At 53.4% G+C, this 26,331-nt stretch carries 26 protein-coding genes; 24 read left to right on the top strand and 2 right to left on the bottom strand.

What is annotated here, in order from left to right:
• Positions 1–29 precede the first annotated feature (29 nt).
• The 18 genes from INF30_RS13705 to INF30_RS13620 all read left to right on the top strand — a co-directional run bounded on the left by INF30_RS13705 (position 30) and on the right by INF30_RS13620 (position 18,105).
• Positions 30–1,172, top strand: coding sequence for a S41 family peptidase (locus INF30_RS13705; RefSeq protein ID WP_226395620.1), 1,143 nt, complete (start codon positions 30–32; stop codon positions 1,170–1,172).
• A gap of 137 nt (positions 1,173–1,309) precedes the next feature.
• Positions 1,310–2,602 carry a dihydroorotase gene (locus tag INF30_RS13700; RefSeq protein WP_076779045.1) on the top strand — a complete coding sequence of 431 codons (1,293 nt, stop codon included), beginning with the start codon at positions 1,310–1,312 and terminating at the stop codon, positions 2,600–2,602.
• Positions 2,595–3,521 carry an orotidine-5'-phosphate decarboxylase gene (pyrF, locus tag INF30_RS13695; protein WP_076779042.1) on the top strand — a complete coding sequence of 309 codons (927 nt, stop codon included), beginning with the start codon at positions 2,595–2,597 and terminating at the stop codon, positions 3,519–3,521. Before INF30_RS13700 ends, pyrF begins: the two co-directional genes overlap by 8 nt.
• A 14-nt stretch (positions 3,522–3,535) precedes the next feature.
• A complete protein-coding gene (locus tag INF30_RS13690; RefSeq protein ID WP_226395619.1) occupies positions 3,536–4,318 on the top strand; it encodes a dihydroorotate dehydrogenase electron transfer subunit in 783 nt (260 codons plus the stop codon).
• The gene (locus INF30_RS13685) at positions 4,318–5,220 is read left to right on the top strand and encodes a dihydroorotate dehydrogenase (RefSeq protein ID WP_076779036.1); all 903 of its coding nucleotides are present in this window, start codon (positions 4,318–4,320) and stop codon (positions 5,218–5,220) included. Before INF30_RS13690 ends, INF30_RS13685 begins: the two co-directional genes overlap by 1 nt.
• A 230-nt stretch (positions 5,221–5,450) precedes the next feature.
• On the top strand, positions 5,451–6,131 hold the full coding sequence (pyrE, locus tag INF30_RS13680) for an orotate phosphoribosyltransferase (RefSeq protein WP_226395618.1): 681 nt from the start codon (positions 5,451–5,453) through the stop codon (positions 6,129–6,131).
• Positions 6,132–6,143: 12 nt separating this feature from the next.
• Positions 6,144–6,296 carry a hypothetical protein gene (locus INF30_RS13675; RefSeq protein WP_173829262.1) on the top strand — a complete coding sequence of 51 codons (153 nt, stop codon included), beginning with the start codon at positions 6,144–6,146 and terminating at the stop codon, positions 6,294–6,296.
• Positions 6,297–6,396: 100 nt separating this feature from the next.
• Positions 6,397–6,816: a VanZ family protein gene (locus INF30_RS13670; RefSeq protein ID WP_083582710.1), complete on the top strand. Its 420-nt coding sequence runs from the start codon at positions 6,397–6,399 to the stop codon at positions 6,814–6,816.
• Entirely contained in the window at positions 6,785–7,183 is a 399-nt protein-coding gene (locus INF30_RS13665) for a DUF6142 family protein (protein ID WP_076779028.1), read from the top strand. The genes INF30_RS13670 and INF30_RS13665 overlap by 32 nt, the downstream gene beginning before the upstream one ends.
• Complete coding sequence (locus INF30_RS13660; protein ID WP_226395617.1) at positions 7,184–9,241, top strand: aminopeptidase; 2,058 nt, start codon at positions 7,184–7,186, stop codon at positions 9,239–9,241.
• A gap of 56 nt (positions 9,242–9,297) precedes the next feature.
• Positions 9,298–9,810, top strand: a complete 513-nt coding sequence (gene purE / locus INF30_RS13655) for a 5-(carboxyamino)imidazole ribonucleotide mutase (RefSeq protein ID WP_033126862.1) — start codon at positions 9,298–9,300, stop codon at positions 9,808–9,810.
• Positions 9,811–9,823: 13 nt separating this feature from the next.
• On the top strand, positions 9,824–10,849 hold the full coding sequence (gene purM / locus INF30_RS13650; protein WP_087173278.1) for a phosphoribosylformylglycinamidine cyclo-ligase: 1,026 nt from the start codon (positions 9,824–9,826) through the stop codon (positions 10,847–10,849).
• Complete coding sequence (purN, locus tag INF30_RS13645) at positions 10,843–11,466, top strand: phosphoribosylglycinamide formyltransferase (protein WP_226395616.1); 624 nt, start codon at positions 10,843–10,845, stop codon at positions 11,464–11,466. Before purM ends, purN begins: the two co-directional genes overlap by 7 nt.
• Before the next feature lie 25 nt (positions 11,467–11,491).
• Positions 11,492–12,766 carry a phosphoribosylamine--glycine ligase gene (gene purD / locus INF30_RS13640; RefSeq protein ID WP_226395615.1) on the top strand — a complete coding sequence of 425 codons (1,275 nt, stop codon included), beginning with the start codon at positions 11,492–11,494 and terminating at the stop codon, positions 12,764–12,766.
• Between the two features lie 95 nt (positions 12,767–12,861).
• Positions 12,862–13,536 carry a response regulator transcription factor gene (locus INF30_RS13635; protein ID WP_033126866.1) on the top strand — a complete coding sequence of 225 codons (675 nt, stop codon included), beginning with the start codon at positions 12,862–12,864 and terminating at the stop codon, positions 13,534–13,536.
• Between the two features lie 24 nt (positions 13,537–13,560).
• Complete coding sequence (locus INF30_RS13630) at positions 13,561–14,583, top strand: sensor histidine kinase (protein WP_226395614.1); 1,023 nt, start codon at positions 13,561–13,563, stop codon at positions 14,581–14,583.
• A gap of 118 nt (positions 14,584–14,701) precedes the next feature.
• A complete protein-coding gene (locus INF30_RS13625) occupies positions 14,702–15,394 on the top strand; it encodes an ABC transporter ATP-binding protein (RefSeq protein WP_226395613.1) in 693 nt (230 codons plus the stop codon).
• Positions 15,394–18,105 (top strand): ABC transporter permease, encoded by a 2,712-nt coding sequence (locus INF30_RS13620; protein ID WP_226395612.1) that lies wholly within the window; start codon positions 15,394–15,396, stop codon positions 18,103–18,105. Before INF30_RS13625 ends, INF30_RS13620 begins: the two co-directional genes overlap by 1 nt.
• 89 nt (positions 18,106–18,194) lie before the next feature.
• Here INF30_RS13620 and INF30_RS13615 read toward each other — a convergent pair whose 3' ends face one another.
• A complete protein-coding gene (locus INF30_RS13615; RefSeq protein WP_226395611.1) occupies positions 18,195–19,052 on the bottom strand; it encodes a MurR/RpiR family transcriptional regulator in 858 nt (285 codons plus the stop codon).
• A gap of 327 nt (positions 19,053–19,379) precedes the next feature.
• Between INF30_RS13615 and ald the strand changes: the two genes are divergently transcribed.
• From ald to INF30_RS13590, 5 genes are all read left to right on the top strand, one after another.
• Positions 19,380–20,501: an alanine dehydrogenase gene (ald, locus tag INF30_RS13610; RefSeq protein ID WP_076779017.1), complete on the top strand. Its 1,122-nt coding sequence runs from the start codon at positions 19,380–19,382 to the stop codon at positions 20,499–20,501.
• Between the two features lie 194 nt (positions 20,502–20,695).
• A complete protein-coding gene (locus INF30_RS13605; RefSeq protein ID WP_033126872.1) occupies positions 20,696–21,487 on the top strand; it encodes a nitroreductase family protein in 792 nt (263 codons plus the stop codon).
• A gap of 83 nt (positions 21,488–21,570) precedes the next feature.
• Entirely contained in the window at positions 21,571–21,939 is a 369-nt protein-coding gene (locus INF30_RS13600; RefSeq protein ID WP_033126873.1) for a GntR family transcriptional regulator, read from the top strand.
• A gap of 76 nt (positions 21,940–22,015) precedes the next feature.
• The gene (locus INF30_RS13595; RefSeq protein WP_226395610.1) at positions 22,016–24,451 is read left to right on the top strand and encodes an ATP-dependent Clp protease ATP-binding subunit; all 2,436 of its coding nucleotides are present in this window, start codon (positions 22,016–22,018) and stop codon (positions 24,449–24,451) included.
• A 57-nt stretch (positions 24,452–24,508) separates the two neighbouring features.
• Entirely contained in the window at positions 24,509–24,922 is a 414-nt protein-coding gene (locus tag INF30_RS13590) for an endosialidase (RefSeq protein WP_226395609.1), read from the top strand.
• A gap of 65 nt (positions 24,923–24,987) precedes the next feature.
• Here INF30_RS13590 and INF30_RS13585 read toward each other — a convergent pair whose 3' ends face one another.
• Positions 24,988–25,488: a GNAT family N-acetyltransferase gene (locus INF30_RS13585; RefSeq protein WP_087173269.1), complete on the bottom strand. Its 501-nt coding sequence runs from the start codon at positions 25,486–25,488 to the stop codon at positions 24,988–24,990.
• A gap of 159 nt (positions 25,489–25,647) precedes the next feature.
• Between INF30_RS13585 and INF30_RS13580 the strand changes: the two genes are divergently transcribed.
• The gene (locus INF30_RS13580) at positions 25,648–26,202 is read left to right on the top strand and encodes a helix-turn-helix domain-containing protein (RefSeq protein ID WP_226395608.1); all 555 of its coding nucleotides are present in this window, start codon (positions 25,648–25,650) and stop codon (positions 26,200–26,202) included.
• Positions 26,203–26,331: the final 129 nt, after the last annotated feature.

The raw sequence follows: 26,331 nt of genomic DNA, 5'->3' as shown, positions 1-26,331 counted from the left end.
ATCAGGAGACGGAGAACAGGACTACTTATATGAAAAATCATAGTTTTTTTAAGGGGGCGCTTGCTGGCGCCCTCGTTGTATTACTGGCAGGAGGAGTTGTCTCCTGCAGCGTTTTTAAAAGTGAAGAGAATCAGAAAATGGAGCTCCTGAACAGCCTCATCGACCGGTATTATATCGGCGATGTGGATGAGACGGACCTGTCGGAGGGCGTCTACAAGGGCTATATTGAAGGGCTGGGAGATCCCTACTCGGTCTACTACGACGAGGAGGAGACGAAGCAGATGAGCGAGAGCCTGTCCGGCGAGTTCGGCGGAGTGGGCGCACTCATGAGCCAGGACCGGGAGACCGGCGTTATCACGGTCCTCCAGGTGTACGACGGCTCTCCTGCCCAGGAGGCCGGCATGCGGGACGGCGACACCCTCTATAAGGTGGAGGGAGAAGAGGTGACAGGAGAGGACCTGTCCGACGTGGTGAGCAAAGTCAAGGGGGAGAAGGGAACCCAGGTGACCCTGACCGTCCTGCGGGCTGACACGGGGGACGAGGAGGAACTGACCATCACAAGAGACACCATCGAGGCCCAGACTGTGTCCCATGAGATGAAGGAAAACAATGTGGGCTACATCCGCATCACGGAATTCGACACTGTGACCTATGAGCAGTATAAGGAGGCGCTGGAGGATTTAGAAGACCAGGGCATGGAGAGACTGATCGTGGATCTGCGCAGCAATCCCGGCGGCAATCTGGATACTGTCTGCGATATCCTGGACCTGATGCTGCCGGAGGGGCTCATCGTCTACACGGAGGATAAGAACGGGGAGCGGGAGGAGTACACCTCTGACGAGGAAAATCAGTTCGACAAACCCCTGGTTGTCATGATGAACGGCTACAGCGCCAGCGCCTCGGAGATCTTCGCAGGAGCTATCCAGGACTACGGCCTGGGGCAGATCGTGGGAACCCAGTCCTACGGAAAGGGAGTTGTCCAGAGCGTCTTTGACCTGCAGGATGGAACAAGCGTGAAGCTGACCATTGCGGAGTACTTTACACCCAATGGCCGCAGCATTGACGGGGAGGGGATCACCCCGGACGTGGAAGTGGAGTACCAGTACGATGAAAACAACCCGGACGCGGACAATCAGCTCGAGAAGGCCATGGAAGTAGTGGCGCAGCAGTAAACCGACAGGATATTGTGAAAAAGTGGATACAGGCAGCGGCCGCTGCCGAAGAAATGGAACGGGAAATTCCCCGTTCCATTTCTTATATGGGTATGATAAAATAAAACAGAGTATGTATGTAGAAAGGAATGCGGGCTATGACGATTTTAATTAAAAACGGACATGTGCTTGATCCCGGGACAGGGCTGGATGATATATGTGACGTGCTGATCGACGGGGATCGGATCACAGAGGTGGAGAAGAATATTGAGACGGAGAGCGACCGGGTCATCGATGCGGACGGATGCTGGGTGATGCCGGGCTTTATCGATCTGCACGTGCATTTCCGGGATCCCGGACTGGAGTACAAGGAAACCCTTGCCACAGGCGGCCGGGCGGCTGTCCGGGGCGGCGTTACAACCGTGTGCGCCATGCCCAACACAAAGCCGGTCATTGACAACGGCGTGAAAGTGCGGGAGGTCATGGAGAGGGCCAAGAGAGAATCCCTCACAAATGTCATCCAGCTTGGAGCTGTGACAAGAGGCCAGAAGGGAGAAGAGCTGGCGGACATTAACGGGATGGCTGAGAACGGCTGCCGTGCCATCAGCGAGGACGGAAAGTCTGTCATGAATGCCTCTCTCTACCGGAAGGGGATGCAGGCGGCGAAGAAGGAAGGCGTAGCCGTGTTTGCCCATTGTGAGGACATTACCATGGTGGAAGGCGGCGTTATGAACGCGGATGAGAAAGCCAGGGAACTGGGACTTCCGGGCATCACTAACGCGGTGGAGGACGTCATCGTGGCCAGGGACATCCTGCTGGCAAAAGAGACAGGTGTGCAGCTTCACCTGTGCCACTGCTCCACAGCGGACAGCGCAAAGATGCTGGCGCTGGCGAAGAAGGAGGGACTGCCTGTGACCGGGGAAGTGTGTCCCCATCACTTTATCCTTTCCACGGACGATATCTGTGAGGATGACGGCAACTTTAAGATGAACCCGCCTCTTCGCAGCAGAGCGGATGTGGAGGCTCTGAGAGAGGCACTGAAAAATGACGTGGTGGATGTCATTGCCACAGACCACGCGCCCCACGCGGAGGCGGAGAAGAACCGCTCCATGAAGCTGGCGGCTTTTGGCATTGTAGGACTGGAGACGTCCGCAGCACTGACTTACACGGAGCTGGTGGAAAAAGGCGTCCTCACTCCCATGCAGATGGCGGAGAAGATGAGCTATAACCCGGCCCGCATACTGGGACTTTCCGACAAGGGATCTGTCAGCGCGGGCAAGATCGCGGACGTGGTGATCTTTGATCCCCGGAAAGAGTACGTGATCGACAAGAATACATTTTTATCCAAAGGGAAAAACACACCTTTCCACGGCAGGAAGGTAAAAGGAGAAGTGCGCTGCACCATCGTGGGCGGACGGATTGTATACGAAGGAGGAAAAACCATTGATTAATCAGTTAGTAAGCAATATCAAAAAGACGGGAGCCCCCATTGTAGTGGGACTGGACCCCATGCTCAGCTACATTCCGGAGCATGTGCAGAAGAAGGCCTTTGCTGAGTTTGGAGAGACCCTGGAGGGGGCCGCTGAGGCCATCTGGCAGTTTAACAAGGAGATCGTGGACAAGACATACGATCTGATCCCGGCTGTGAAGCCCCAGATCGCCATGTACGAGCAGTTCGGTATCCCGGGACTTGCAGCTTTCAAAAAGACTGTGGACTACTGTAAAGAAAAAGGCCTGGTTGTGATCGGCGATATCAAGAGAGGGGACATCGGCTCCACTTCCGCAGCCTACGCCACAGGACACATCGGAAAAGTGCAGGTGGGAAGCAATACATTTGCTCCATTCGACGAGGACTTTGTGACAGTCAACCCCTACCTTGGATCCGACGGTGTGAAGCCCTTTATCGACGTGTGCAAGAAAGAGCAGAAGGGACTTTTTATCCTTGTGAAGACATCCAATCCTTCCAGCGGGGAGTTCCAGGATCAGCTTATCGACGGACGTCCGCTCTACGAGCTGGTAGGCGAGAAGGTAAATGAGTGGGGCCAGGAGTGCATGGGATGTTCCTACAGCTACGTGGGCGCAGTTGTGGGCGCCACATACCCGGAGATGGGAAAAGTGCTGCGCAAGATCATGCCCAAGGCCTACATCCTTGTGCCGGGCTACGGCGCACAGGGCGGCCAGGGAAAAGATCTGGTGCACTTCTTCAATGAGGACGGACTTGGCGCCATCGTAAACTCATCCAGGGGGATCATCGCTGCCTACAAGCAGGAGAAATATGCTTCCTTCGGAGCAGAGGCCTTTGGAGACGCTTCCAGGGCTGCGGTGGAAGATATGATCGCGGACATTGCCGGAGCGCTGGAAAACCGCTAAAGGAGAAGGAAAAGATGACAAAGAAGAAAGAACAGGTACAGATCATCTCCCAGGAGCAGCTCGCGGAGGGGATCTTCAGCATGTGGATATGCACAGAGGCTGCAAAGACAGCAAAGCCGGGGCAGTTCCTGTCCATGTATACAAATGACGGGACAAAGCTGCTGCCCCGCCCCATCAGTATCTGCGAGATTGACAGAGAAGGCGGGGCGCTGCGGGTGGTGTACCGGGTGACAGGAGAGAACACCGGGACAGAGCAGTTTTCCCGGATGGAGGCAGGAGATAGCCTCTTCATCGTCGGCCCCCTGGGAAATGGCTTCCCCCTGGAGGAGGCAAAAGGGAAAAAAGCATTCCTCATGGGCGGCGGCATCGGCGTGCCTCCCATCCTGGAGCTGGCGAAGGAACTGGACTGCGGGAAAAAGCAGATCATTGCCGGATACAGGGACAGGCAGACATTCCTGCGGGAGGAATTTGAGAAAAACGGGGAACTCTTTATCTCTACAGAAGACGGAAGCGTGGGCGTAAAAGGCAATGTCCTGGACGCCGTGCGGGAGCATGGACTGGAGGCGGACATCATTTATGCCTGCGGCCCCACGCCCATGCTTCGTGCGATCAAACAGTACGCGGAAGAAAAGGGAATTACGTGCTACATTTCTCTGGAAGAGAGGATGGCCTGCGGCATCGGCGCCTGTCTCGGATGCGTGTGTAAGACAAAGGAGAAGGATGCCCACAGCAATGTAAATAATAAGCGGATCTGCAAAGACGGGCCGGTCTTCTTATCGACGGAGGTGGAGATCTGATGGACATGAAAGTAAATATAGCGGGCGTAGAGTGGAAGAACCCGGTGACTGTGGCTTCCGGCACATTCGGATCCGGCGAGGAATTTTCAGATTTTGTGGATCTGAACCGTCTGGGCGCCGTGACCACAAAGGGCGTGGCAAATGTACCCTGGAGCGGCAACCCGACGCCCCGCGTGGCGGAAGTATACGGCGGCATGATGAATGCCATCGGCCTGCAGAACCCGGGCATTGAGCTGTTCTGCCAGAGGGATATCCCCTATCTGAAGCAGTTTGACACAAAGATCATTGTGAACGTGTGCGGCCATGCGCCGGAAGAATATCTGGCAGTGGTGGAGCGACTGGCAGATGAGCCCATCGACATGATGGAGATCAACATCTCCTGCCCCAATGTGAACGCGGGCTTTCTGGCTTTCGGGCAGGACGCGGGACATGTGGAGGAGCTGACAGCACAGATCAAGAAGATCGCAAAGCAGCCGGTGATCATGAAGCTGACCCCCAATGTGACGGATATCACAGAAATCGCAAAGGCGGCGGAGGCAGGCGGCGCGGACGCCATCTCCCTCATTAACACACTGACCGGCATGAAGATCGACATCAACCGCAGGACATTTGCCCTGGCAAATAAGACAGGCGGTGTGTCCGGTCCGGCGGTCCATCCCATTGCCGTGCGCATGGTGTACCAGGCGGCTCAGGCGGTACACATCCCCATCATCGGCATGGGAGGCATTGCCACGGCGGAGGACGCCATCGAGATGATCCTGGCCGGAGCCAGCGCTGTGTCCGTGGGAACGGCCAACTTCCACGATCCGGCCGTGACCCTAAAAGTCATTGATGGCATCGAGAAGTATATGGAAAAGCAGGGATTTGAGACTGTGAAAGACATGGTGGGAGCTGTCAGGTAACAGAAGGATCCAGAGGACTGTTGTGGAGACATGACAGTCCTCTTTTTTTGCCGGCATCTGACAGAGCGGGGGAAATTCCTGAATTGAAAATCTCTAGCGGGTATGGTAGAATTGAAAAGAATATAATGACTCTCTTTCTGTCCTTTTAAGGCAGAGGGGGATTTGCCCGCAGCGGCAAAAAAGTGGAAACGCAAGGACAAAATCCTATAAACACGGAGGTTTTGAAAGATATGGAAAGTTACAAGCAGGAATTTATCCAGTTTATGGTGGACAGTGATGTGCTGAAATTTGGAGATTTTACTTTGAAAAGCGGGAGAAAATCCCCCTTCTTTATGAACGCAGGCGCCTATGTGACAGGTTCCCAGTTAAAGAAACTGGGAGAATACTACGCCAAGGCTATCCACGACAGGTACGGGGATGACTTTGACGTGCTCTTCGGGCCCGCCTACAAGGGGATCCCGCTGGCAGTGGTGACAGCTATCGCCTACAGCGAGCTCTACGGAAAGGAGATCCGCTACTGCTCAGACCGCAAGGAGGAGAAAGACCATGGTGCTGACAAGGGAAGCTTTCTTGGCAGCAGCTTAAAAGACGGGGACCGGGTTATCATGATCGAGGACGTGACAACCTCCGGTAAATCCATGGAGGAGACGGTTCCAAAGGTAAGAGGAGCAGCGGATGTAACTATCGTGGGCCTTATGGTATCCCTGGACCGCATGGAAGTGGGCAAGGGCGGAGAGAAGAAAGCCCTGGATGAGGTCCATGACCTGTACGGATTTGACACAGCGGCCATTGTGACCATGGCGGAAGTGGTAGAGTGTCTCTGGAATAAAGAATGTGACGGAAAGGTTGTTATCGACGATACATTAAAGGCAGCTATTGATGCATACTATGAACAGTACGGAGCAAAATAGGAGGAAGCGGCTATGAATGAAAAAGCATACAGATCTATGGCGTTTGCGGGAACTGGAAATATAGTGATCGGCATTGTGATGATCGTGGTGGGCACGGTGGCAGGTATCCTGTCCATCATCGGCGGCGCGAGGCTGTTGAAAGAGAAGAACGGCCTGATGTTTTAAAGAAAACAGTCTGACTGGATGGAGGAGTAGAAGATAAGTTTTGAGTTATAAAAAAGGCAGAGGAATACGTATACTGGGGAAGATCTTGTTTATCCTGTATATGGCATTTGTCGTGTATTTTCTGCTGTTTTCTGATCTTTACGGGAGGACCGGGCCGGCCAGTGAGTACCACTACAACCTGGTCCTTTTTCAGGAGATCAGAAGGTTTTGGACATACAGGGATCAGCTTGGCACTTATGCCGTGTTTTCCAATCTTTTCGGCAATGTGCTGATTTTTATGCCTTTTGGCTTTTTCCTGCCTATGGCCAGCCGGCACAGGAGCTTTGCCTCGGCCGTGCTGTACAGCTTTTCGCTGAGCCTGGGAGTGGAGGCGTTTCAGCTCCTGACAAAGGTGGGCAGTTTTGACGTGGACGACCTGCTCCTGAACACCATAGGAGGGGCGGCAGGATACATCATTTTTACCATATGTGCAGCGATAAGGAGACACCATGTTGCTAAGAAGACTAAGAGAAGCCATTGAGGAGATGGCGGAGAGAAGAAAAAAGAAAAAAACAGAAAAAGAGAAAATGAAGAGGCGCAGCCGGAAGTATGGGCAGGCCCAGCTGAAACACTCCAGAAGAGGGATCAAATCCACGTTTCTCGCAGTGTGCTGTCTGTTCCTCCTTGTGCTGGCTTTTTCTGCTTCATACATAACCAGAGGAGATGTAGGACTTTTGATCGGCGTTGTGGGTCTTAGCGCCCTTGCCCTGGCAGTCGTTGGACTGAAAAATGCTATCCAGGGCTTTAAGGAGAGAGAAAAGAATTACGTCACATGTAAAGTGGGGGCGGCGTTGAATGGCCTTTTTCTCCTTGGTCTGATCGCAATATTTTTAAGGGGGCTATTTTAGATGGCAGAACTGACAGAAGAAAGATATGAACTTGCAATAGAAAGGATTTCGCAGATCCCGGATGAAGAGAGGGCAGGGGAGAGATTCCGGCCCTGGTTCCGGCGGACTGCGGAATTTATTCTTTTATTGGACAGATTTTACAGATGTGTCTCTTCGGGAGACTACAGGAAGTCTTCGCTGGAGGAACTGAAGGAGTGGAACAGAAAGCTCTATGAGGACATCTTGCCTGAAAATTATGAGACCAGCTGCGGCAATCCCGCGTATGCGGTGCGGGAGCTGGGGGAGGAATACGGGCAGATCTTAAGCTTTCTCTACGCTGAGATCCGGGGAGGCATCCCCTATGCGGCGGAGGGGAAGACAGAGTACCTGGACATTCTGTACGAACTTTTCATCGAGATCTACAACTGCTTTGAAGAGGAGGATGAGCCGGAGCTTCGGACCCTCCGGGATATCATTTACTGGTACGCCAGTGATTACTGCGACGTGTTTGTGGCGGACAGGATAGAGGAGCAGATCGATCCTGAGAGGAGGTTCGCTCTGGATATCATAGAAGAATGCGACCTGTCGGACTTCCGATACCTTTATTTCTACGGAGAGTACGTGGGGGAAAATGAGCTGGGGACAGCCCGCTATCTGGCGGCCCTGCCGGAGGAGACAGTGCAGAAGATGGCGGATGTGTACACGGAAGGATACAGGATCGGTTTTGTCAACACGGGAAAGGATCTGTCAAAGAAAGGGACAGTGAATATCCGCTATGTCCTTGGCTTTGAGAGAGTGGTGAAGAAGGCGGTGGAGAATTTCCGTGAAATGGGCCTTGAACCGGTGATCTACCGGGCGGCAGGAAGCGTCCTCACAAAGAGAGGGGCATCCCGGGTGGGATACTATGGCGGCATTCCCAATATGCAGTACGACTATGACCACAGAAATGACCAGGGCCTTTTCTTTGGCAAGCGGTTCATGGAGCGGAAGCTGGAAGTCATGCACACCACCTATGAGAGAAACAGAGAGCTGGCCCGGGCGCTGGCAGGCCCGGCGGTGATGGAGACCTTCGGTGAGAAGCCTTTTTCTCCAAAGCAGAAAAAAGAAGTGGTATCCCTGTCTCCGAAGCAGGAAGAGCTGCAGCTTCTCTATGACAGCAGATCCTCCCAGATGACCAACGAGTACATTCCGGGGGATGAGAGGAGCTTTACCATCATTGCGTGGCCGGTGCCGGAGATCGGGGAGAAGTACCCGGAGATCTTCGACCAGGTGATCCGCATCAACACCCTGGACGCCGAAGTGTACGGCAGCGTACAGCAGAAGCTCATCGACGCCCTGGATAAGGGAAAATATGTGCGCATCCTTGGAAAGGACGGCAACCGGACGGACATGAAAGTGCAGCTTTACAGACTTTCAGACCCGGAAAAGGAGACCATATTTGAAAACTGCGTGGCGGACGTGAATATCCCGGTGGGGGAAGTCTTTACTTCTCCGGTGCTGGAGGGAACGGAAGGGACGCTGCATGTCAGCCAGGTGTACCTGAACGGACTGCAGTTTAAGGATCTGGAGCTGACCTTTGAGGACGGCATGATCACCGGGTACCGGTGCGGCAATTTTGAGGATGAGGAAGAGGGCAGGAAGTATATTTTTGACAATATTCTTTTCAAACACGAGACTCTTCCCCTTGGCGAGTTTGCCATCGGCACCAACACTACAGCCTACGTGACAGCCAGAAAATATGGCATCGGGGGCAAGATGCCCATTCTCATTGCAGAGAAGACAGGCCCCCATTTTGCCGTGGGCGACACATGCTACAGCTGGGCTGAGGACATCAGCGTGTACAACCCGGATGGGAAGGAGATCGTGGCCAGAGACAATTCTATTTCCATAAAGCGGAAAGAAGACCCGGCAAAGGCCTACTTCCACTGCCACACGGATATCACCATTCCCTACGAGGAACTGGGCAGGATCGCAGTGGTGACCGGGGAGGGAGAGGAGATCCCTCTCATCGAAAATGGAGAATTTGTCCTTCCAGGCACAGAGATTTTAAATGAACCATTGAAAAATACGAATAAATAAGCTATGATTTATCTGCGAAACTTATAAATGAGCGAAAAGCGGAAAGGATGGAAACTATGCCAAAAGTAGGAATCGTAATGGGCAGTGACTCTGATATGAAGGTTATGAGCAAGGCTGCCGATATGCTGGAAAAACTGGGGATCGAGTATGAGATGACGATCATCTCCGCCCACAGGGAGCCGGATGTGTTTTTTGAGTATGCAAAGAGCGCGGAGGAGAAAGATTTTAAGGTGATCATCGCCGGAGCAGGCATGGCTGCCCATCTGCCGGGTATGTGTGCCGCCATCTTCCCCATGCCGGTCATCGGCGTGCCCATGTCGGGAAAGAACCTGGCCGGAGAGGACGCGCTTTTTTCAATCGTACAGATGCCGCCCGGAATTCCGGTTGCCACAGTTGCCATTGACGGAGGCATGAACGCGGCCATCCTGGCAGCGAAGATCCTGGCCACCTCAGACGCGGCTCTTCTTGAGAGACTGAAGGCCTACACACAGGAGATGAAGGAGACCGTGCAGGCAAAGGCGGCGAAGCTGGACGAACTTGGCTATAAAGAATACATGAAACAGATGTAGTGAGGAGAAAAGTATGGATTACAAGAATGCGGGTGTAGATATTGAGGCGGGTTACAGATCCGTGGAACTGATGAAGGAGCATGTAAAGAAGACCATGCGCCCCGAGGTGCTGGGGGGTCTGGGAGGATTTTCCGGCGCGTTTTCCTTAAGTAAGATCAAGGAAATGGAAGATCCTGTTCTTCTGTCCGGAACAGACGGCTGCGGCACAAAAGTGAAGCTGGCCATGATCCTGGACAAGCATGACACCATCGGTATCGATGCGGTGGCCATGTGTGTCAACGACATTGCCTGTGCAGGCGGGGAGCCCCTGTTCTTCCTGGACTACATAGCCTGCGGAAAGAACTATCCGGAGAAGATCGCTGACATTGTAAAAGGAGTGGCGGAAGGCTGCATCCAGTCTGAGGCGGCTCTCATCGGCGGCGAGACAGCAGAGCATCCCGGACTTATGCCGGAAGATGATTATGATCTGGCCGGATTTGCAGTGGGCGTCTGTGACAGAAAAGATATGATCACTGGGGAGAACCTGGCAGAGGGAGATGTGCTCATCGGCATGGCTTCTTCCGGCGTGCACAGCAACGGATTTTCCCTGGTGCGCAAGGTGTTTGACATGACAAGGGAGTCTTTGGATACATACTATGACGAGCTTGGGAAGACCCTGGGGGAGGCTCTCCTGGCCCCTACGAGGATTTATGTAAAAGCCCTCAAGAGCGTGAAAAACGCAGGAGTTAAGGTGAAGGCCTGCAGCCACATCACAGGGGGCGGCTTCTACGAGAACGTGCCCCGTATGCTGAAGGAAGGCACCCACGCAGTGATCGAGAAAGACAGCTATCCGGTGCCGCCTATTTTTGACATGCTGGCAAAGCAGGGCCATGTGGAAGAGCAGATGATGTACAACACATTCAACATGGGTATCGGCATGGTTGTGGCAGTGGATCCGAAGGATGTGGACGCAGCCATGGAGGCCATGAAAGCGGCAGGAGATACGCCTTATGTGATCGGCCATATCAAAGCCGGAGATAAAGGAGTCACATTATGCTAAGAGTACTGGTTCTTGTGTCCGGGGGCGGCACTAACCTGCAGGCTATCCTGGATGCGGTGGACGAAGGGAGCATCACCAACACAGAGATCGTGGGCGTGATCAGCAACAATAAAAATGCCTACGCCCTGACAAGGGCCAGGGAGCACGGCGTGGCGTCCCGGTGCATTTCGCCCAAGGATTTTGCCACCAGGGAGGAGTTTAATGCGAAATTCCTGGCGGCGGTGGATGAGATCGGACCGGACCTCATCGTGCTGGCCGGATTTCTTGTGGTCATCCCCGCGGAGATGATCGCAAAGTACAGAAACAGGATCATCAACATCCATCCATCTCTCATCCCGGCTTTCTGCGGGACAGGCTTCTACGGGCTGAAAGTTCATGAAGCGGCCCTTAAAAGAGGGGTGAAAGTGGTGGGAGCTACCGTGCACTTTGTGGATGAAGGCACGGACACAGGCCCCATCATTTTACAGAAAGCTGTGGAAGTGGAGGAGGGGGATACCCCCGAGATCCTTCAGCGGCGCGTGATGGAGCAGGCAGAGTGGAAGATCCTGCCACAGGCCATTAACCTTATAGCAGGCGGCAGGGTGACAGTGGAAGACGGAAAAGTCAGGATCCGGTAAAGCCGGGAAGACAGGAGGAAGACCAATGAATGTATTGATTGTAGGAAGCGGCGGAAGGGAGCACGCCATCGCGTACTGCGTGGCGAAAAGTCACAAAGCGGATAAAATATACTGCACACCGGGCAATGCGGGCATCGCTGAGTACGCACAGTGCGAGCCCATCGGCGCCATGGAGTTTGACAAGATCGTGGCTTTTGCAAAGGAGAAAGACATTGACCTTGTCATTGTGGGCATGGACGATCCTCTGGTAGGCGGCCTGGTGGATGAGCTGGAGGCGGCAGGCATCCGCACCTTCGGCCCCAGGAAGAATGCAGCCATCCTGGAAGGTTCCAAGGCATTTTCCAAAGATCTGATGAAAAAATACCATATCCCCACAGCGGCCTATGAGAATTTTGACGATCCGGACAAGGCCATCCAGTATCTGAAGACAGAGGCGAAATTCCCCATCGTCCTCAAGGCGGACGGCCTGGCTCTGGGAAAGGGAGTTCTCATCTGCAACACCCTGGAGGAGGCGGAGGAAGGCGTGAAGACCATCATGCTGGACAAGAAATTCGGAGCTTCCGGCAACACCATGGTCATTGAGGAGTTCATGACCGGCAGGGAAGTGTCTGTCCTCTCCTTTGTGGACGGCAATATTGTAAAGACCATGACAAGCGCCCAGGACCACAAGCGGGCCGGGGACGGAGACACTGGCCTTAACACAGGCGGTATGGGTACATTTTCTCCAAGTCCGTTCTACACAGAAGAGGTGGATGCGTTCTGCCAGAAATATATTTTCCAGCCCACGGTTGACGCCATGAAAGCGGAGGGACGCCCCTTCAAAGGCGTGATCTTCTTCGGCCTGATGCTGACAGAGGAAGGGCCGAAGGTGCTGGAGTACAATGCCCGCTTCGGCGATCCGGAAGCCCAGGTGGTGCTGCCCCGGATGAAGAACGACATCATCGACGTGGCGGAGGCCTGCATCGACGGCACCCTGGATCAGATCGATCTGCAGTTTGAGGACAATGCGGCTGTCTGCGTGGTGCTGGCATCGGAAGGGTATCCTGTCTCCTATGAGAAGGGACTTCCCATTACAGGGCTGGATGAATTTAAGAAACACGAGGGTTACTACTGCTTCCACGCAGGGACAAAAGAGGCGGACGGACAGATCGTCACAAACGGCGGCCGCGTTCTTGGTATCACGGCCAAGGGAAAAGATCTGAAGGAGGCCAGGGCCAACGCCTACGCGGCCACAGAGTGGGTGCAGTTTGACAACAAGTACATGCGCCACGACATTGGAAAAGCCATTGACGAAGCATAAATAAAAAGCGAAAGAGAAGCTCTCTCTGGAGGGAAATTCCAGGGAGGGCTTTTTGACTTCCGGGACAGACTTTTAAGGAAAGGGGATGGGGAAACATGCAGACAGCGGCAGTGCTTCTTGTGGAGGACGATCCCTCCATCGTGGAACATCTGACGGAATTTCTGGCAGGAGAAGGTTTTGCGGTGAAAAGTGCGTCGGGGCAGGAGGCGGCACTGGATATACTGGATGAGAACAAGGTGGATCTTGTGCTTCTTGATATTACCCTGGCCCAGGGAAACGGGTTTTCGGTCTGCGCCAGGATCAAGGAGGAGTACCAGATCCCGGTGATCTTTCTGACAGCTATGGACGACGAGTATTCGGTGGTGGCCGGCCTGGACATGGGTGCGGACGACTATATCAGCAAGCCTTTCCGGCCCCGGGAGCTTGTGTCCCGCATGAGAAATGTGCTGCGAAGGAGCGGCCGGGCGGAGCGGGCGGCGGTGATCGGGGATCTTACGGTGGACACAGATCGGGGCGTGGTCCTGCGTGAGGGCCGGGAGCTGTACCTGTCTGCGCTGGAATACCGGCTGCTGCTTGTGTTTTTAAATCACCGGGGACAGATTTTAAGCCGGGATGTGCTGATGGAGGAGCTCTGGGATATCTCGGGAGAGTTTGTCAATGACAATACGCTGACAGTCTATATCAAGCGGCTCCGGGAGAAGATAGAGCTGGATCCGGGGAACCCTGTCATCCTGCGGACGGTCCGGGGGCTGGGCTACCGCATGGAGTAACCGGAAGAGAGAAGGAGGAAAGAGATGGAGTTTTTCAGAAACAGGGATGTCCGGCAGCAGTGCCTGCTCTTTGCTGTGGTTCTTCTGGCGGCCACCGGGGCGGCGTTTTCTGTCTCCCGGCAGGCGGCGCTTCCGGTCTTTCTGACAGGAGCAGTTTTTGCGGCCATTTCCCTTTTGTTTACATGGAGGAGGACCAGGGATGTGCAGCGCCTGGCAGAGGAGCTGGATAGTTTTCTCCACATGGAGACAAAAGGCTCCTCCTCCGGCAGAGGTGACATGCAGATGCAGCATTTCCGGGAGGGGGATCTGGAAGTGCTGCGGGACGAGGTCGAGAAGCTGTTGGTCCGTCTAAGCCGGCAGTCGGTTCTTCTTATGGCGGACAAGCGTCAGCTCTCGGAAGCGCTGGCAGATATCTCCCACCAGATCCGCACGCCTCTTACGTCTCTTAATCTGCAGGCGGAGCGGCTCCGCGGTTCCGCCCTTACAGAGGACGAAAGGCGGGCCCTGCTCCGGGAGATGACGGGCATGCTGTCACGCATCGGCTGGCTGGTGGAGACGCTCCTTAAGCTGTCAAAGCTGGAGGCAGGGACAGTGGTAATGAGAAAAGAGGAATTTCCGGCCGGAGAGCTGGCAAGGGAGGCCCTTAAGCCCTTTGAGATTTCCATGGAGATCCACGGGCAGGAGTGCATCTTCGACCTGTCCGGGGAGCCGGTCATACGGGGAGACTATACCTGGACGCTGGAGGCGGTGCAGAATGTGATCAAAAACGCTCTGGAACACACACCGGAAGGGGGACGCATCTGGATCAGCCTGCGGGAGACCCCGCTTTTTGCGGAGATTGTCATTACCGACTCCGGAACGGGGATAGCGGATAAGGATCTGCCCCATGTGTTTGAGCGGTTTTACAGAGGGCAGAACGCGGCTGCCGGGAACTTTGGCATCGGCCTGGCGCTGGCCAGGTCCATCCTGGCCGGAGAGAATGGGGTGATCCTGGCCGGGAACAGCAAGGGCCGGGGCGGACAGTTTACCATGCGGTTTTACAGGTGACGGATTTTGCGGATGACGGGTCTGAAAGTGACAGATCCGTCATTTTTCTGTCACGGTCCTGTCATGTGGGCGGGCTATACTGACAGTGAAAGAAAAACCATGCAGGAGGAACAGTGACATGAAAAAGACAGGGGAGATCCTTCGTGTTGAAAATCTGACAAAAATATACGGGGAGGGGGAAAACGCCGTGCGGGCTTTGGACGGCGTGTCCTTCTCCGTGCAGAAAGGAGAGTTTGTGGCGGTGATGGGGGCCTCCGGCTCCGGCAAATCCACCCTGCTCCATCTGCTGGGCGGCGTGGACCGGCCCACGGCGGGGAAAGTCTGTGTGGGCGGTGTGGATGTGTACGCCCAGAAGGAGGAGGAGCTGGCTGTGTTCCGCAGAAGAAAGGTGGGACTCATCTACCAGTTTTACAATCTGATCCCGGTGCTGACAGTAGAGGAGAATATTGCCCTGCCGGTGCTCATGGACGGGAGAAAGGTGAATAAAGAGCGGATGGAAAATCTGCTGAAGATCCTGAAGATGGAAAAGCGGCGTACCCATCTGCCGGGGCAGTTGTCCGGCGGACAGCAGCAGCGGGTGTCCATAGGCAGGGCGCTTATGAACGCCCCGGCGGTGGTGCTGGCGGATGAGCCAACCGGCAATCTGGACTCGGAGAACAGCCGGCAGATCGTGGAGCTTCTGAAATACTCCAACCGAACCTACGACCAGACCATGGTGGTCATTACCCACGACGAGGATATCGCTCTCCAGGCGGACCGGGTCATCGCCCTGGCGGACGGGCGGATCGTGAAAGACGAGGTGATCCGGTAATGAGAAATATTTTTTCAGAGATCACAAGAAGGACCATGGGACAGAACCGGACCCGCACAGTGGTCACCATCATCGGCGTCATCCTCTCCACGGCCATGGTGACGGCGCTGGCGGTATTTGCAGGGAGCATGCAGCATTTTCTTGTGCAGCATACTATTGCCATGGAAGGAGCGTGGCATGTGGATATAAGCGGGATGACCAGGGAGGAGCTGGCTGAGGTCCTGGCGGATGACCGGGTGGAGAAGGCCTCTGTGCTGTATGAGCTGGGGTATGTCCCGGCCCGGGAAGAGGACGGGATCTGTCATCTGGTGGCCAGCCGGGATGAGACGGCCTGGGAGGAGCTGCCGGTGGAACTTGACGCGGGGCGTCTGCCGGAAACGGAAGACGAGATCCTGATCCCCTACGACGGGATCTGGATCGCCGGACAGGAAGCCCATGTGGGGGATGTGCTTGCCATCCCCATGGGCAGATATGTCTCGGAAACCGGGGAGACGCAGAAATCCTGGGAACTCGTCCGGGAAACCTCCGAGGAGGCAGGCAGGGCTGGGCAGTATGTGGAAGGGCAGACCCAGAGCTTTACGGTGACAGGCGTTTACAAAGAGATGGCGGAGATGGATTTTGGCAGCGCCAGGTTTGACGCCGGGTACATGCTTCTGACAGGGGGGCGGGATATCCCGGATCAGGACGAAAACGGGCTGTACTGCCGCGCTTTTCTGGAGATGAAAAAGCCGGGCCAGGCAGACGGATTTATCGCGGACTGGGTGGATCCTTCCGACGGCAGAAACAGGCTGGAAGGGGTGTCCTGGTCCCGGCACGACAGTCTCCTCAGATGGCAGGGCGTGTTCCGCAGTGAACGCTATATCCAGTTTATCGTGGGAATGCTGGGGACACTGCTGGCGGTGATCATGGTGGGGTCAGTCTCTTTGATCTACAACTCATTTTCCATTTCCCTGCGGGAGCGGACGGCTCAGTTCGGGCTTCTTGCTTCTGTGGGAGCCACCCGAAAGCAGCTGAGAAAATCCCTGCGATTTGAGGCGTTTCTTGTAAGCGGCTTGGGAATCCCTCTGGGACTTCTGGCCGGGGTGGCCGGGAGCGCGGTCACGCTGCATTTTATCGGAGGCGGGCTGACGGCATTTATGTACGGGTATGAGGGAGAGATACCGGTGCAGATCTATCCGGCCGCGCTTCTTCTGGCGGCGGCTTTTGCCTTTCTTATCGTGCTGGTGTCCGTGTGGATACCCTCCCGGCGGATCCGGAAGATTTCTCCCATGGATGCCATCCGTTCCACAAAGGACATCCGCATCCGTCCCCGGGATGTAAAAAGCGGGAGACTGACAGGGAAAATGCTGGGGCTTCCGGGGATGCTGGCCTCCAAGAATTACAGGAGGGACCGGAAGAAATATAAGAGCACGGTGGTTTCCCTTACGGTCAGCATGGTACTCCTTATGACAGCGGCGCTGTTTACCATTTATCTGACCCGTGCAGGCGGCACGATCCTGGATCCGCCTAAGTATGAACTGGAGTACACGCTGTTCCTGTCCGGCAGCCAGGGAGATGAGCAGACCACCGGGGATGTCCGGAAACTTCTGGAAAATGAGCCGGGTGTGGAAGAGGTGTGGATGTATAAAAGCATTTATCTTTCCATTCCTGTGGAAGAGAACATGCTGAATGAGGAGTACAGCCGGATACATTCCTGGAGCGAAGAGGATCATCCGGACGGGAAAGTGCCCTTTACCTGCCCCGCAATTGTGCTGTCAGATGATGAGTACCAGGAGTTCCTTAAGGAGCAGGGGCTGGAAGAGCCGGATGCGGGTGCTGCAGCAGACGGCGCGGACGGCACAGACGATACAGTTCTCAAGGCGGTTTATTATGACCAGATGCAGGTGTATGATGAAGAAAATGAGACCTACAGTCAGGTTCCGGTTCTGTCAGACGAGGTGAAGAAAAGGCCTCTGGCGGCTGGAATATACCGGGCGGAGGAGACGCCGGACGGTGGACAGGAAATGACGTTTGAAGAAAAGCTCCAGGTGGAGTTTGATCAGGAGACGATGCAGCTCCCCGAAAAATATGACGCCCAGGGAAGAGTGGATCCTATCATGATCCTGTCGGAGAGACAGTTTGAACAGTACAGGAGCCTGATGCGTGACGGGACGGAAGGGGAGTCCTATTTTGCAGAGTTCAACATCCGGGCCTCGGATTACCGGACGGTAGGGGCAGACCTGCAAGAGAAACTGGAAGAAAAAGAAGAGTGGGACGGCATTTTCTATACGCCGGCTGCGGATGCAGAGATGAACAGGCAGGCGGTGGCGGCCATCCAGGTTCTGTGCTATGGATTTATTGCCCTCATCTCCCTTATTGCACTGGTAAATGTGTTCAACACCATGTCCACAAACCTCATGCTGAGACGGCGGGAGTTCGCCATGCTCCGTTCCGTGGGGATGACAGGCAGATCCTTCCGCCTTATGCTGGGATACGAGTGCGTCATCTATGGCCTGCGCTCCCTTGTGTACGGCACCATTTTGTCCCTGCTTATCAGCTTTGCCTTCTGGCATTTCACTTCCCGGGCCGGAGGCGGGAATGAATTCATCTTCCCCTGGCCATGGTTTGCGGCGGCTGTGGCAGGCGTGCTCCTCATCGTAGGCATCACCATGGCGTACAGCATAGGCAAGATCCGCAGGATGAACATCATCGATGAATTGCGCAAAGAGTAGAATACAAAATACACAATAACGCACCAGATATGTTAATTCCGGACGTAATACTTTTTAAAAGTATTACGTCCGGAATTAACTTTTCGCGATCAATAATTACCCAATTCGCCGAGATATCTGTCGATTTTCTTGAGCCTTTTCTCAATCCCTTTGGCCTTATGGCTCAGTGTCTCCAGAATGCCCTCTGCGATGAACTGCGGACCCACCATGCAGTTGAAGAAAGCGTTGCTGTCTACTGGGACTGTGAAGAGGACAGTAGCGTACTCGGCCAGGAGGGCGCTTGGTTTGTCGGTCACAACGATGATCTTTGCGCCGGACTCCCTTGCCATCTGGGCGCAGATCTTATCCTCGGAGGAGTACCGAGGGAAGCTGAACATGATCAGGCAGTCATCCTTTGAAATGTTGCACAGGTGGTCCACCGGACTGATGGCCGAGGAGCTGGTGGTCTCCACGTTGGGGACCATGTGCTTCAGATAGAGGAGAAAATAGTCCCCCAGGGAGGAGTTGCCTCTGGAGGCGGTGATGTACTTGTGTCTGCTTGCAAGGATAATGCTGGCTGCCTCCTCGAAGGAGTCCGGGCTGTTGGATGTCAGTGCGCTTTCCAGATTCTGTGCGGCATTTTTGAAATGCCGGTTGATGTAGTCGGATGTGCTGGTGAGCTGGGCCCGTTTGGCGATCCTCTGAGATGGGATGGTGATGGAACTGGAAATGCTCAGCACTTTGTCCTGGTAGTCCTTTCGCAGGTTTTTTTGAAAATCCATAAATCCTTCAAATCCCAGTGACCGGCTGAAGCGGATGATAGAGGATTCGCTGACGCCCAGCTTCAGGGCGATTTCTGTGGATGTCATGAAACAGGCGTCGGCAGAGTTGTCCAGTATATATTTTGCAATGATCTTCTGTGTCTTGGTAAGCGGGGTCTTACTGATAAGGTCCCTCAATTCTTTCATATTCTTCCCTCCGGGTTTGGCAATAGTATGTTTGTATTCTACAATAAGATTTAAGCATGGATTGAGAAAATATTCAAGTCAATTGTACATACAAATGAAAGAAATGTTGATAAATAAAAAGTTTCGTGAAAAAAATAACTTTTATTGAATGTTGAAGGGTGGTGTGCTATTATGATTTTAGAAACAAATGAAAAATATTCTTCAAAAAAATAAGAATTTGAAGAATATTTTTCGCCGGGTATCTGCAGGCCGTGCAGGAGCAGGCTGCAGCCCGAAATAAGAGAAGGCAGAAGAGCCGGAAAAATATTGACACAGGAGGTAAGAAAGTTGAAAGTAGGATGCGTAAAAGAAATCAAAAACAATGAGTTCCGTGTAGGTATGACACCGGACAACGTAAAGAGCTATGTGGCAGCAGGCCATGAGGTGTATATTGAGAAAGGCGCTGGTGTTGGATCCGGGTTCCAGGATGCTGAGTACGAGGCAGCAGGCGCAAAAATGATCGACACTGCAAAAGAAGTGTGGGATACAGTAGAGATGATGATCAAGGTAAAAGAGCCTCTTCCGGAAGAGTATCCGCTGTTCCACGAAGGACTGATCCTCTATACATATCTTCATCTGGCAGCAGACAAACCGCAGACAGACGCTCTCTTAAATGGAAAAGTTAAAGGTGTTGCCTACGAGACACTGTATGATCCGAAGCAGGGCGGACTTCCCCTTCTTGCTCCTATGAGCCAGATCGCAGGACGCTTAAGTATCCAGGAAGGAGCAAAATACCTGGAGCAGACATTCGGCGGTGAGGGCGTTCTCCTGGCAGGCGTTCCGGGAACACCGAAGGCAAACATCGTAATCCTTGGAGGCGGAAATGTAGGAACAAACGCCTGCAAGATTGCTGTTGGAATGGGCGCAAATGTAACTATTATGGATATCAGCCTTCCGAGACTTGCTTACCTGGACGACATTTTTGGAGCCCGCATCCAGACACTTGTATCCAATGATGCAAACATTGAGAAAGCTGTAAAAGAAGCAGACCTTGTAATCGGATCTGTCCTGATTCCAGGAAAAGCTGCTCCGAAGATCTTCAAGAAGAAATATCTCAAAGAGATGAAACCAGGCGCTGTATTTGTAGACGTTGCTGTTGACCAGGGCGGCTGCGGCGAGACCACAAAAGTGACATACCACGATGATCCGATCTTCATCGAGGATGGCGTTGTTCACTACTGTGTAGGAAATATGCCGGGTGCTGTTCCGAGAACATCCACCATCGCTCTGACAAATGCAACTCTCTCCTACGGTCTCCAGATCGCAAACAAGGGACTTGAGAAAGCATGCGCAGACAACGAGGTAATCTACTCAGCCATCAACACATACGATGGCAAGCTGACATGCAAGAACGTGGCAGACAGCTTTGACTGCTATGAGTACACAGACATCAGAGAAATCTGCAAATAAATTGGAAAGTCTATAAAAATTCACAGCTTTTATAAACGAAGGCATCCCCGACGGGCAGAGAAAGACAGTCCGGCGGCGGATGCCTCCGTCTTTTTAGTTTGCAGAAACCGGAAGCTGTGGTAATATATCAGATGTAAATACGGAAGAACTTATAAAGTTTTAAAGGATTATTTAAAGGATAAGGAGTGCGGATCATGGTTGAGATTAATAAAGATTTGTGTGTGGGATGCGGCGCCTGCGTCAGGGACTGTCCGGGAGAAGCGCTGCAGATCCAGGATAAAAAGGCGGAGTATGTGCGCAAATGTATTCAGTGCGGACACTGTGTGGCGGTCTGTCCCACGGGAGCTGTGTCCATACCGGAGTACGACATGGACGAGGTGGAGGAGTACGATAAAGACACATTCTGTGTGGATCCGGAACATTTTCTCCACGCGGTGAAATTCAGAAGGAGCATCCGGAACTTCAAGAGCACGCCCATAGAGCGGGAGAAGCTGGAGCGCATCCTGGCGGCAGGCCGGTACACGCCCACGGCGAAAAATACCCAGGGATGCAGGTTTGTCCTGGTGCGGGACGAAATGAAAGCGTTTAAAGATCTTTTCTGGAAGGAGCTGCCCGGCATCCTGGATGTCCTGAAGGAGGAGGCGCCTCTGTATGAGCGCGTTTTCCGCGGGTTCTATGAGAAATATAAAAAAGATCCAAAGGACGATACCTTTTTCTTTAACGCCACATCCTTCCTGGTGATCACCTCCAAAAATCCTCTGGACGGAGGGCTGGCGGCGGCCAATATTGAAAACATGGCTGTGGCTGAGGGAGCCGGCGTGCTGTTCAGCGGCTACACCAAAGCGGTGGTGGAGAACAGCGATGTGCTCAGGGAGTGGCTGGGCATCGGGAAGCGCACCGTGGTCTGCTGCATGCTCATGGGGTACCCGGCTGTATCCTATAAAAGGACTGCGCCCCGGAAATCCGGCAATATCGTGATCCGGTAGAGTTGTTTTTCTTGCGGGAATTGTGTAATATGTGCTAATGTATATATAACAAGAGAAAAGGCTCTTAGTGAAAAGGGGATACTATGTTGATAGAAATTGATTTTAACAGTGACGAAGCGATTTACATGCAGGTGCGCAACCAGATCATCCTGGGGATCGCTACCGCCGAGATCCGGGAGGGAGACCCGCTCCCCTCGGTCCGGCAGATGGCCCAGGCGGTGGGGATCAATATGCACACAGTGAACAAGGCCTACAGCCTGCTTAGGCAGGAAGGATTTATCCAGCTTGACAGGCGCAAGGGCGCTGTGGTTGCACTGGATATTGACAAGATCAAGGCAGTGGAGGAGATGAAGCAGCAGCTTCGGATCGTGCTGGCTCAGGGCCGGTGCAAGGCTATATCCAGGGAAGAAGTGCATGAGCTTGTGGATGAGATTTTCGACGAGTACGCTTAGGAAGAAAGATCCGGCAGAGACGGGAAAATGGAGAAAGGAGAGGGAAGAGGAGCAGATTCTTTTTCCCTGATAGGACATGAACTATACCGAACAGGCAAAGGAAGTATTGAAAATTGCAAAGACTGTGGCAAGAGAGCTCCGGCACCCCTACATCGGGACGGAGCATCTTCTTGTCGGGCTGAAAAAAGTTTACACCGGGGTGGCCGGACAGGTGCTGGCCCTGAACGGTGTCAGTGAGGAGAATATCCGGAAGATCATAGATGAGCTGGTATCCCCCGGGGAGGGAGCGACGGTCACAGGCAGTCCTCAGATGAGCCCCCGGCTTACGTACATCCTGGAGGAGTCCAAGGAGGAGGCGCTGCGCCTGCGCTCCGATGAGGCGGGGACGGAGCATATGCTCCTTGCTATCCTGCGGGATGTGGACTGTGTGGCAGCCAGGATCCTGCTCACGCTGAATGTGAATCTTCAGAAGCTGTGCCAGGATATCCTGGTCAGTGTGGGCGCAGACCCCAAAGAGTACATGGAGGAGATGCAGGAGGACGGGCGGAGGAAAAATTCTGTCCTGGAACAGTATGGTACAGACCTGACACTTCAGGCCGCAGAGGGGAAACTGGACCCTGTCATCGGCCGGGAGAAGGAGATCGAGCGGCTGATGCAGATCCTGAGCCGCCGTACGAAGAACAATCCCTGCCTTGTAGGAGAGCCGGGCGTCGGAAAGACGGCGGTGCTGGAGGGGCTTGCCCAGCGGATCGCCAGAGGCGTGGTGCCGGAGACAATGAAAAACCGGCGCATCGTTACTATGGATCTGGCGGGGATGATCGCCGGGTCCAAGTACAGAGGCGAATTTGAGGAGAGGATGAAGCGGCTGATCCAGGAGGTGAAGGCTGCCGGCAATGTGATCCTCTTCCTGGATGAGGTCCACACCATCATCGGCGCCGGCGGCGCGGAAGGCGCCATGGACGCATCCAATATACTGAAGCCTTCCCTGGCAAGAGGGGAGCTGCAGCTCATCGGAGCCACCACCATTGTGGAGTACAGGAAATATATAGAAAAGGATGCGGCCCTGGAGCGCCGATTCCAGCCGGTGACTGTGGAGGAACCGACCAGGGAGGAGTGTCTGGAGATCCTGAAAGGACTTCAGGAAAAATATGAGGAACATCACCGCGTGTCTGTCCGGGAGGAGGCGCTGGAGGCGGCGGTCTCCCTGTCGGAGCGCTATATCAGCGACCGCTTCCTGCCGGATAAAGCCATAGATGTGCTGGATGAAGCCTGCGCCAAGGTCAGCCTGAAGGGATTTAAAGTTCCGGAAAATATGGAAGAGCTGGAGAAAGTGATCGAACAGCTGGTCCGGGACAAGGAGGATGCCATCCGTGCCGGAGATATGAAGGAGGCCTCCCTTCTCCACCAGGAGCAGCAGGAGGCTCAGAAAAAGCTGGAGCAGCAGAAAAAGCGTTTCCAGAGAAACAATGCCCGCCGCCAGGTGTGTGTCACGGCCGATGACATAGCAGGCGTCGTGTCCGAGTGGACGAAGATCCCTGTGCAGAAACTGGCAGAGTCTGAGAGCGTCAGACTGAAAAGGCTGGAGCAGACCCTTCACAAGAGAGTGGTGGGGCAGGAGGAGGCTGTCACTGCTGTGGCGAAGGCGGTGCGCCGTGGAAGAGTGGGCCTGAAAGACCCGGCCCGCCCTATCGGCTCGTTTCTCTTTCTCGGACCTACCGGTGTGGGAAAGACAGAGCTTTCAAAGGCGCTGGCAGAGGCTCTCTTTGGCAATGAGGATTCTATGATCCGGGTGGATATGTCTGAGTACATGGAGAAGCACAGCGTCTCCAAGATGATCGGTTCGCCTCCGGGATACGTAGGTCACGAGGATGGAGGACAGCTCAGCGAACAGGTGCGCCGTCACCCTTACTCAGTGGTGCTGTTTGACGAGATCGAGAAGGCGCATCCGGATGTGTTCAACATCCTCCTGCAGGTGCTGGATGACGGCCATATCACGGACTCCCAGGGCAGGAAGGTGGATTTCCGCAACACGGTGATCATTATGACATCCAATGCGGGCGCCCAGGCGATCATAGACCCGAAGCGGCTGGGATTTGTGACAAAAGAAGACGAGGCCGGCGACTACAAGCGGATGAAGTCCAATGTGATGAATGAAGTGAAGCTGCTCTTCCGTCCGGAGTTCCTGAACCGTATTGACGAGATCCTTGTATTCCATGCACTGAATAATGTAGATATGAAGAAGATCGTGAGCATGATGTGCAAAGAGGTGTGTGCGCGGGCAAAGGAGCAGCTTGGCATCACGCTCCATGTCCGGGACTCTGTGAAAAAGCACATTGTGGAGACCGGCACGGATCAGAAGTATGGAGCCCGTCCGCTGCGCCGGGCGGTGCAGAATCTGCTGGAAGATAAGCTGGCTGAGGCAGTGCTGGACGGTACCATAAAGAGGGGCCAGACAGTGGAGGCCGGCATGTCTAAAAAAGAAATAAAATTTATTCCAAAGACTACAAATTGAAATTTTTTTGAGATATAATGTGGATACAAAAGAAGAACCACTAGGAGGACATGTAAAATGGCAGTAGTAAAAGAGCTGTTGCGGGCAGAAAACGATGGAACACTGAGTTTTGGGGATTACACACTCGGCTCTAAGACAAAGCTGGAGGGCTTTGAGTTCCAGGGAGACATCTACAAGGTAAAGACATTTGCCGAGATCACCAAACTGGAGAAAAACGGCATGTTTGTATACGAGTCCGTTCCCGGGACAGCGGTGGAGAATTTTAAGACAGGAGACGGCATTGTTTCCTTTAAAGTATCTGCATCAAAAGATGCACAGTTTACACTTGAGCTGGAGGCGGACAGTGAGTACACTGTCTATCTGGATGATATGAATATCGGTGATATGACGACAAACTTAAGCGGCAAGCTGAGCGTTAGTGCAGAGCTGGAAGAAGGAAAGAGCATAGAAGTAAAAATTGTAAAGAAATAATTCCGGGCTGCAGGGATTTCCCCTGCAGCTTATTTTTTATTTATTGTTAATATCAGATGGATCGTCTACAGGAGCAGTTTTTCGAATGCAATTTTCTCACTGTTGTCAAAACAGATCGTACCGCAGTATACAAACCCCTGTTTTTCCAAAATATGCCGCATGATCAGGTTCTGGCTGTCTGTGTCCACTTTAAAACTGTGCACATCTTTTGAGCGAGCCATTTTTTCGGCGGCCTGGAAGACAGAGGCGGCAAGGCCCCGTCCCCGGAAGGAGGGGGAAAGGGCAAGGCGATGCAGGACTACATAGGGCTGGGAACTGAGCCAGGAGCCGCTTAAAGTATTGTAGGCGGGCTCACCGTTGAAGTCGATACATACATAACCAGCCGGGCGTCCGTCAAGCATACACAGATATCCGATCTCTTTCTCTATGTCCTTTTCTAAGCAGTCCTTGTCCGGATAGCCGTTCTGCCACTGATCCACGCCCTGAGATCTCAAAAAACATTTTGCGTTGTCAATAAGTTCCATGATCTGCTCCAGATCTTCTCTTTTTGCTTTCCGCAGTTCCATTGTATCTGCTCCTCCCCTTGTGTGTTGACATTTTGTTCTTGTGCGATATAATGTACTAAAAATACATTATATTGTTAAAGAAAGTATATATCTTCAGAGTGAGAAATGTCAATCATATAATGGAAAAAAATCCGATATAACGGAGAGAGAGGCGAGATTTTGGACATATCAAAGACAACAGCCAGAAACATAAAAAGGATACGTGAAAACAAGAAGATGACATTGGATGCAGCGGCCGCCGCCACAGGAGTATCACGCAGCATGCTCTCCCAGATAGAGAGAGGGGATGCCAATCCTACGATCACTGTACTGTGGAAGATCGCGAATGGATTTAAAGTTTCTTTTACAGCGCTCACAGAGACTTCTCTTGAGGATGCAGCTGTTATTCCCGCAGAGTCCGTGCATCCGGTTACAGAGGCGGATGGTCTGTATATCAACTATCCCGTCTTTCCCTTTGATGAGAAACGCCTTTTTGAGATGTACCGCATTGTCATTAAGCCGGGGGGGAAGCTGGATGCTCAGCCGCATATAGCTGGAACAGAGGAGTACATTACTGTGTTCGAGGGGGAGGCACAGATCATGGCTGACGGGAAAGTGTATCAGCTGAAGGCGGGGGACTCTATCCGTTTCAGGTCGGATGTGATCCACGGGTATAAGAATACAGGCAGTGAGACTGTGCAGATGAGTATGCTGATCTACTACGGAGAGAGTTAAAGGGAAAGACTAACTATTAAAAGTCAAGTCTGAAATGAAGATTTTATGAATGAATTGCGGGAACGCATTTCAGATATCGTTGTACCTTGAAAATCGCATGACAAACAGAGCATCGTATACCGGTGCTCA

Source organism: Claveliimonas monacensis (genome assembly GCF_014982975.1).
In the GTDB taxonomy this organism is placed as follows: domain Bacteria; phylum Bacillota; class Clostridia; order Lachnospirales; family Lachnospiraceae; genus Claveliimonas; species Claveliimonas monacensis.
The sequence above is the reverse complement of the archived record's forward strand: the minus strand, read 5'-3'. Positions and strand labels throughout refer to the sequence as shown.